The following is a 7,821-nucleotide window of genomic DNA, read 5'->3' on the forward strand; positions in this document are numbered from 1 at the left end:
GATGCCTTTTATTCAGTAATCAAGTCGTGCTTTTTCATCCATAAACTCAAAGCCGCAGGCCAAGAATCGGCAGTATGGGTGCGCCCCATACCAAAACCGTGGCCGCCATCTTCGTACAAATGCATTTCCGCAGGAACTCCGGCATCTTTTAATGCTAAGTAGTAGTTGATACTATTTTCAACTGGAACCGCATAATCATCGGTTGCGTGCGCCAGAAAAGCCATCGGGGTTTCAGGCGTTACTTGATACTCACCGCTATACGCATACGCAGCGCCTCTGGTGGCTTTCTTTCCTAATAAATTATCTTTAGAACCCTGATGCGTAATACCATTTTGCATACTGATCACGGGGTAGATCAACACCGAAAAATCGGGTTTTGCAGAAACGCCTTCGGTGGCATCATAAACGCTATCAGCATAATGCGTAGCTGCGGTCGACGCCAAATGCCCGCCCGCAGAAAAGCCCATAATGCCCACTTTTGAAGTATCAATTCCGTAAGGAGAAGCCTGCTCGCGCACATAGCGGATGGCACGCTGTACATCCTGTAGTGGTCCTATACTTTTATCTTCCATAATCGCATCGCTGGGCAATCTATATTTTAATACAAAACCGGTTACGCCTTGCTCGGCAAACCAGGCAGCTAGCTTGTAGCCTTCTTTATCAATCGCGAGATGTCCATAACCACCACCCGGACAAATGACCACGGCAGTTCCGTTGGCCTTGCCGGCTTCGGGCTCGTAAATGGTCAATGTAGGATCGGTAACCTTATCTACTCCATAAACCTGCCCATTATCAGCGTGTTGTACTTCTTGATATGCTGCATCGATTTTACTGTTAGGAACTCCGCTTTCCCAGAGTTTGACTTCCTTTTGTGCGTGAAGACTGTTCATACTCACAAAGCTAAAACCTAAAGCCCATACGAATACCGAATAAACGGATTTATAATTTTTCATAAAATTCTATTTCTACAATACGCAACTGCCCTTTGGCTGCTGCCGCTTTATCGTCTTTAAATAAATCAAGTTCCTTATTGGGATCAACCTCAACAATATCATTAAAGCCATCTTCCTCCTTTTGAGCGCCGGCCAACTGCACCGTGATCTCATCAGTTTTTACTGTTTTCAGAGGAATGGTGATATACCCCAGACTTTGCCAGGACTCGCCCTCAAAGAGGACCTCATCTCCTGCTAAAATACGTAAAGGATATTTTTTTCTGCGCCAACCGGTCAATTTAATCACGCATTCATTAACCTCGGCTTCTTTGGCTAAGGTGTAGGTGATCCAACCGGTTTTTTCCTGACCGTCATTGCGCCATTCGGTGAGTTCATTATCATCATAACTCAGGTACGGTTCATCTTCTTCATTGGCGGTTTGTGCCGAACGAATAAACACCGGTTTACGTTTCCACGAAAAAGAAGGCGTTTTAGGTGTAGGACCACGGTCGAGATAAGATGGTAAATCTGCTCCGGGTAATACACTTGCCAATCCGTTTTGGGTTTCAAATGCTTCGGAATCCAATTCTATTGAAGCATTTTTGATTCCGGATGCTTTCGCTTTGATCTTGATGCTTCCAGCCTGCGTCGTAGATTGAATCATCACGCGATTTACACCATTTTCAACCGGAAGCACTTTCGACTCAATATAATTATCAGGACCGTCTGCAATACCGCCCAGCCAAGTTGCCGGACCATCCAGTTCAAATTCGATCTTAGAATTATCAAGCGGACAACGCTGCCCGTCTTTATCTACCACTTCCACTTCAAAAAGCGCAACATCTGCACCATCGGCTTTAAATGGAAGTTGTGCTTCTAAACGCTTCAATCGTATGCTGTGTGGTGTTCCTGCGGTGGTCTTTTCTGCTGTGCTCAGGATCCTTCCTTCGGCATCATAGCTCACGGCTTTCACATTTCCGGGTTCAAACCTTAGATCTTCAAACGTAAACAGAAAACTGTAGGCTTTCTTACCAAAGCCTTGAGACTTTCCGTTGATAAAAAGCTCTACTTTTTCACCGGTAGAAACCACATAAAAATCTTTTTGCGTACCCGGTTTATAATTCCAGTGACCCAGCATATGCGTGCCGTGCTCTTCTGTATCTACCCAGCCATTCCACATCACCTGATGTGCAAAAAAGCCGTCTTTAGGAATACGCATAGGATCTACTTCCCCACTCGTACGGTAATTTTGTTCCCCGCGATAATGCGTATTGGAGTCTGAAAAAATAATATTCACACCCCCTGAACTCACGCGGTGACCGGTTCCCGGGCGGGCTTCATAATAATCATGCCAGCGAATAACATCTTCGATCGCGTGGCGATCCTGATTGTGATTGTAAGATGTTGCCGGCTCTCCTTTGTACAAAGGTCCGTCGCCTTCTTTGTGAAAAGGTGGTGAAAACTCATCCCAATATTTGCGCATACCTTCATCGCGACTGTACTCGGTAGCCCACATCGGGATTCGTGCACTTTTATTGATGTAAAGCATCTCGCCACCATATTCAGCTTCACGGCTATCGAGCATCTCTCTCGAACCGATGGCACGCCCGCCATACGGGTCGTAAGTGTCGCGTAGACTTTTCATCTCTGCCATATGCGGCTCGCTGATCGCATCATTACCACTCTCATAGAAAACAATACTGGGATTATTTCGATTATAAATAATGGCATCACGCATCAGGTTGGTACGCTGTTTCCAGTGGTCTCCCTGAGAATCTTTTTCAGCATCTCCGGCGGGCATCGCCTGAATAAGCCCAACGCGATCACAAGACTCGATATCCTGTTTCCAAGGAGTTACGTGCATCCAGCGTACGAGATTCCCGTTGCCTTCGACGATCATACGATTGCTAAAATCACTCAACCACGCAGGGACAGACATCCCGATCGCCGGCCACTCGTTGCTGGTGCGTTGTGCATAGCCTTTCATTTGCAATACGCGATCGTTGAGATAAACTTTTCCTTCTTTAAATTCGGTTTTTCTAAAACCGGTTTTGGTACTGACTTCATCAATGACGTTACCCTCAACTTTCAACATGGATTTTACAGTGTACAAATAACCATACCCCCAACTCCAGAAATTCAGATCTCCCAGGCGTTGCGCTGCGGAAACCATTGTATGTTCTCCCGGAGCAAGCTTGGTTTCATCTCCGGAAAATTCGGCCACCTTTTTATTATCCAAATCAAAAACAGCTACTGAATATTGAAAGGTTTTAGGGGTGTCATATTCGTTCTTTACTTCAGATTCAACGTGAATCGTAGCCGCTGCCTGTGGAATATCAAAATCTGTAGCGTAGACATAAACTCCGGTAGTCTTTAGATTAGAATACAGCGGAAGCGTTTGATATAATTTATCGGTTACGTGCAAGAATACATTTTTAGGAATACCGCCGTAGTTTGCATTAAAATTGATGTTATTCCAACGATAGGTTGCATTGGTACTGCGCTGGCGGTAATGCCAATCATTGTCGATGCGCAAGGCGATGCTGTTGGGTTTACCATCAAATACAACGATATCGCTAACATCTAAACCAAACGCCATAACGCCGTTCTCGTGCAATCCTACTTGCTTTCCGTTTACATAAATGGTTCCGCCTTGGCGTATGCCTTCAAATTCTAAAAAGATCTTTTGCCCTTTAGCATCTTCCGGAAGTATAAAATTCTTGCGGTACCATACGATTCCCGTACTATGTTCATCTATAGCTTTTAAAAAAGCTTCCTCTTGATTATAGGCGTGTGGCAGCGTCACCTGCGTCCATCCTTGGGTATCAAAAGTGGTAGCTTCCGCACCTTCGATCTCCCCGGTTTTAAACTGCCAATCGCTATTAAAATTATAGGTTTGACGTTGTGCAAAAAGGCTTTGTAGTGTAAGTACAAAGCCGATTAAAACAAGTATAGTTTTTATTTTTTTAAACATAAATTCAAGTTTAGTATTCTAAGCGATACATTTCTGACCCGGCGAGTAAAAAGCACCCCAAACCGTAGTCTTCAAAATCTGGCTGTTTGTCATAAGATAAAGGTTGCCCGTCTTTAGGTTCTTTCCCGGTGGATTGCAACCAGCCTAAAAAGCCATTTTCATGAAGCGATTCTGAGAGCATCGCATTCCAGGCTTTTGTAATTACCGGCAGGTATTTTTCACGATCTAACAAATCGTTATTGATCCCGTAGGCGATCCCGTAAACAAATAGAGCTGTTCCCGAAGTTTCTTTACCTCCAAAATGCGTTGGGTCATGTAGGCTTACATTCCAGAACCCATCTTCGCGCTGCACTTTTACTAAGGCTTCGGCCATTGCTTGCAGATCTTCAATATATTGATCGCGGTGCGGAGCATCTTCAGGAATGATCGAAAGCGTCTTTGCCAACGCAGCGATCACCCAACCATTACCACGACTCCAATAGGAATCTTCTCCGTTAGGTTCAGTATATGGCGGGTCAAAATCTGCATCGCGCCACCATAAACCGTCTTCCGGATTGAACAATCCGTTTTCACCAATGACGTTACGGCTTTCCATATACATCTCATACATCTTTTCAAAATAGCGCGGATCATTTTCCAGTACACCTATTTTAGCAAAAACCGGCATTCCCATTTGTATCGCGTCGATCCAATCCCAATCGCCGTTTTGTGGCGTTACCAAAAACTTTTGCATACAAGCTCTGGTATTTTTCAGTTTTTCAGGATCGGGCTGCAAGTTGTACAGATCAATGTACGTCTGTGCCGCATCATAATCATCTGCATTGCGGGTTTCATTTCCGCTTCGGAAACCCCACTGATGAAAATCGGCCCAGTCTAAAGCATATTGATAGTATTCTTTTTTAGGATAGATCTCGTGTAAGGCCATCAAACCTTCATAATACACGCCGCGAGTCCATATGTTACTTGGGCGTTCTTTATTGGTGATGATGGTTTTGCCTACATCTGGCCATTTCTTCATAAAATACGCATTGGCAAGTTCCATTTTTGCGAGCACATCATCGCGGTTGATCTGTTGCTGTGCAGCACAATTAAAATTGAATGCTGCCAAAACAGCTAAAACCAGTATTTTCTTCATCTATATTCGTTTTTTATCTCGTGATTTATTTTGTTTCTATAGCCAATGGCACCAATTGAACGGGACCTAAAAGTCCTGAAGGTGTAGGTTCCCAAACGGTCGCATCAAAAGGTTTATAATCTTTATTCACCATATTGATCTCGTAAAAGGTCTTCCACTCTTCACCGCGCAATTCTTTAGCCCGAAGTCGGTTTGCTGCCAGATTGGTCACTTTGATGGTCAGGGTATTTTCACCGGACTGCAATGCACCAAGATCCAAACGGTATGGCGCCGACCAGGCAGTACCAATATAATTATCGTTAAGCCACACGGCAGCACTTTCTCTTACATCTCCCAGGTCGAGTTGCCACGTATCTGCTGCTGTTTCCGGTTTAGTAAACGTGGTGGTATAGCTTGCCGTTCCTGAAAAATGCTCTGCATCTTCGCCTAGCGTCGTCCAGGATTTTAGACTGTTCATAGTTGCAGCTTCCGGAAGCGTAGGTCCTCCTTCTTCAAAGCTGATGTTCCATTCAGTTTCTAGCGGAATCCCTTCAGCCGAGGGCGAAGTATATGCCCATTGTTCTTCAGGCGAATCCCAATTGGTTTTAATAAGCAACGCATCTCCCGAAGCAATTTGCACTTTAACTTCAGCCTGCCCTTCCGTCTCACGAACAGCCGCCGCACCCACTTTTCGCGTAAGCGGATCCAAAAGCACCGCATTATCAACATTGCCCGATAATGGAATGTAGGTGTCAATATCCTCTTGGGTATGATTTACCAAATAATAGATCTTAGAATCTCCTTGAGCTCTTCTAATAAATTTTAATCCGGACGCTACCAAGGTTTCGGGAGCCACCTCTGCCGCACGCAAACCTGATTCTAAAGCAGTAATGGCTAGATCATTTTCAGACATCAGGTTCTCTAGTGCCGCAGTTTGTTTTTCATATTCAAAATATCCCGGAACGCTTTCTGGTAAACCGGTAAAGATCACAGAAGCTCCAGCGTTTTTAAGCGCTACTAATTTTTCCATACTGCCCAGTGGCATAAATTGACAATCAGGAACCACCAAGGCTTTGTACGTCCCGCCGGGTAAAACGATCTTACCTGCTTCTACTTTAGCTTGTTTTAGAAAAGCATCAGACAGAAAATCGACACCATACCCCTTGTTCATCAAGGTATTTGTGGTTTCGTAAAATGGCGTATCGAGTAACCACTCGTCTAAAGAATGGATTTTAAACTGAAAGAATAAATTTCCTTTTTTATAACTATTATACTGGTCATAAATAGGCCAATACAATAAGGTCTCGTTATCTGCTTTTCCCTCTTGTAATACCGATTGCACATTACCCACATAGCCAAATAGTGCTGAAGCATCTTTCCAGATAGTATTCTTCGGACTAAAATTTACCGAAGCATAAAATTTCCAGCCCGGCCAACCGGCCCGCTCCGGAGAATAGGTAGAACCGTGTAAGAAAATATGATTCACTCCATTGAGGAGTAATTCTTCAGCTTCTGGCTTTGCCTGAGACAAGGCTGTTTTAAAATGCTCTCTAAGCCAGGTAAAGGTTTCTGAAGAAATAAGTGGCTTCCCGGCGATATGTCCCGCCGAAGAAGAGAATTTGAGCATCACAGGATCTGCATCTCCGGTTCTGATATTTTCTTCCTCGCGTCTAAATCCTTTAATATCAAAAGGCATCGAACCAAAAGTCTCACACTCCGGGATATCTGCCGATGCATAAAGATCGATAAGATTCCCCGGCGAACCGTGTGCTTGTAATTTGGTTTTAAATCCGTGTTTGTTTGACCAGTCGGTCCACGGTTCATTAAACTGATGCAGGAGTAAATCAGACAAGGTTTCGCGGTAATCACTCTTCACCCGGTTCCCTAAATCGTTATCGCTGTCACTCAATAAAAGGTTGATATGTGGTTTGAGATCGTAACCTCGAAGTTTTTCAAACTGCTCAAAAAACTTCGGTGTAAAATCGGTACCGTAAACTTCATAGCTGTCATTAAAAATCGCACGCAACTGCCCTTTAATTTCGGCAAATGCAGAATCGTAAGGCTGTATGTAATCCACAAAAGCTTCTTTAGAATAGTGGTCTAGCGTGTAGCCTGCACCTCCGGGAGCTGCCCGCTTTACCTTTTGACCGGTTTTGCCGGTAAACAAGGCATAAACCGTATAAGAAGCATCTTCAGGAGTCCAGCTAAGTTTTCCATCACGCACTTCTTTGGTCAGATCTTTAAAGTTACCCGCAGTATCATACGCAAGCACAGCGTTAAGGGACGCCGGCTGGCGTTCTTTAGGATCTGGTTTGAGTTCCTGATCAAATGCCTTTCCTTGTGCTAACTCATATTTTTGAACCACCAACTTGGTTGCGGCAAATTCACGCTCTACCTGAGGACCGCCGTACGGCCATCCGGTTCCTAAAACCATATCTACACCAAGCCCCAAACTGTCTGCAGTAGTGATCGTATAGTCTAAAAGCTCCAGATACTCTGGAGAAAGAAACTCAAGAAATTGTTCTTCTTCTCCTTTTGCTCCATATATAGGCGTGATCTCTACACCGCCCAAACCGGCTTTTTCAAAAGCAACCAAGTGCTCTTTGATGTTGGATTTATCAACGGCGCTTCCCATCCACCACCAACGGGTCCAGGGCTTGGCCGTTTTTTCAATATCAGGCCACAACGCAGTATCGCTGTGTGTAACTTCCGAATTTTGAGATTGACAAGCTGTAAAAAGACCTGTAGTGAGAAGAACTAAGAGAAGTTTGAATAGTATTCGCATAGATAAAGCTTATAAA

The 7,821-nt window shown here is 44.3% G+C and carries 4 protein-coding genes; all 4 read right to left on the reverse strand.

The genetic code is table 11. The annotated features are described in order from the left end of the window. Window positions 1-8: 8 nt before the first annotated feature. The 4 genes from MED217_RS13270 to MED217_RS13285 are packed head-to-tail and all read right to left on the reverse strand — an operon-like array spanning window position 9 to window position 7,805. A complete protein-coding gene (locus MED217_RS13270) occupies window positions 9-953 on the reverse strand; it encodes an alpha/beta hydrolase (protein ID WP_009781052.1) in 945 nt (314 codons plus the stop codon). After that, the gene (locus MED217_RS13275) at window positions 940-3,906 is read right to left on the reverse strand and encodes a glycoside hydrolase family 2 protein (protein WP_009781053.1); all 2,967 of its coding nucleotides are present in this window, start codon (window positions 3,904-3,906) and stop codon (window positions 940-942) included. Before MED217_RS13275 ends, MED217_RS13270 begins: the two co-directional genes overlap by 14 nt. Window positions 3,907-3,916: 10 nt before the next feature. Further along, entirely contained in the window at window positions 3,917-5,041 is a 1,125-nt protein-coding gene (locus tag MED217_RS13280; protein WP_009781054.1) for a glycoside hydrolase family 88/105 protein, read from the reverse strand. A gap of 25 nt (window positions 5,042-5,066) precedes the next feature. Next, on the reverse strand, window positions 5,067-7,805 hold the full coding sequence (locus MED217_RS13285) for a glycosyl hydrolase (RefSeq protein ID WP_009781055.1): 2,739 nt from the start codon (window positions 7,803-7,805) through the stop codon (window positions 5,067-5,069). Window positions 7,806-7,821: the final 16 nt, after the last annotated feature.

It is taken from the genome of Leeuwenhoekiella blandensis MED217 (genome assembly GCF_000152985.1).
GTDB lineage: Bacteria > Bacteroidota > Bacteroidia > Flavobacteriales > Flavobacteriaceae > Leeuwenhoekiella > Leeuwenhoekiella blandensis.